The organism is Streptomyces cirratus, assembly GCF_014650775.1.
In the GTDB taxonomy this organism is placed as follows: domain Bacteria; phylum Actinomycetota; class Actinomycetes; order Streptomycetales; family Streptomycetaceae; genus Streptomyces; species Streptomyces cirratus.
Map to the genome: position 1 here is coordinate 1 of NZ_BMVP01000051.1, position 1,134 is coordinate 1,134.

Sequence of the window (1,134 nt, forward strand, 5' to 3'; positions counted from 1 at the left end):
GGAGTGGGAGGAGACACGTCGCCGACTGCACTTCGGGCAGCGCGTTTCCGGAAGGGTAGTCCAGGTGCCAAGACCGGGCACGATCGGCGTCTTCGTAGACATCGGACTCGTCGTCGGCGGCTTCGTCGACGTGTTGTTGCTGCCGGAAGATGGCGCTCTGTGGCCGACGGAGGGCACCGAGGCTGAGTTTGAGGTCTGGTGGGTGGATGAACGACCCCAGATTCGGCTGAAGCCGGTAGATCCTCGGTTCCTGCGAGAGGACTTCGACGAGTGGCTCAGCCGATGGCGACCTGGATGGCACCTGGAGCTTGGTCTACCAGTCCTGGCCGTCGACCCGCCGTCTTACGGCACCTGACAGCAGCCGGCTGAGGTGATCACCGACTGCTGAGGGCGAGGTTGTGTAGTCGGGCGATGCCGAGCATGGCCTGGTGAACTCCGTTTCCCTTGAGGCGGCAGTCGCGGAGGATCTTCCAGTTCTTCAACCGGGACAGGGCATGTTCCACCCGGGCTCGTGCCCGGCGGTGGACGGCGTTCTCCGCTTCCTGCCGTGGGCTGAGGTGCGTCTGACCTCGTCGTTTGCGGTGCGGGATGAGCAAGCCGGTGCCCTGGTATCCGCCGTCGGCGATCGTCGGTACGCCGCGGCAGACCCGGTCGACTCCGGACTCCGTGAACGCCCGGCAGTCATTGCGGCTGCCGGGCAGCGGTAGGCCGATCGCCACCACCAGACGGCTGTTGGCGTCGATCACGACCTGCAGGTTCGTCGAGTACCGGTAGTTCTTACTGGACGCAGCCATGCTGCGATCACGGGTGGGCACCAAGGTGCCGTCGACGATGTAGACGGTGTCCTTGCGCGGCCGCCGGGCCGGCGAGACGGCCAGCAAGGGCGCCAGGTGATCGAGGATGCGGTCGGCCGCAGACTTCGAGACTCCGAACAACGGCGCCACCTGCCGCAACGTGAGATTCGTGCGCCAGTACGTCGCCACCAGCAACACCCGGTCCTCCAACGGCAGCCGCCAAGGACGCCCGCGCTGAACGTCACCACCGCGACGCCGCACCAACGCCACCAGCCTGGCGAACTGCACCTCGGTCAGCCCGGAGAACGGCTCGATCCACTTCGGATCATCCGCTGAAATC

Annotated in this window: 2 protein-coding genes; one reads left to right on the forward strand and one right to left on the reverse strand. The window is 66.0% G+C overall.

All coding sequences use genetic code 11. The features are described 5' to 3' along the window. Positions 1-355, forward strand: a 355-nt coding sequence (locus IE207_RS33705; RefSeq protein ID WP_308433708.1) for a hypothetical protein, incomplete at its 5' end; no start/stop codon positions are given. A gap of 19 nt (positions 356-374) precedes the next feature. On the opposite strand, the gene IE207_RS32845 is transcribed toward IE207_RS33705, so the two are convergent. Next, the gene (locus IE207_RS32845; RefSeq protein ID WP_229874307.1) at positions 375-1,133 is read right to left on the reverse strand and encodes a transposase; all 759 of its coding nucleotides are present in this window, start codon (positions 1,131-1,133) and stop codon (positions 375-377) included. Between the last annotated feature and the right edge of the window lies 1 nt (position 1,134).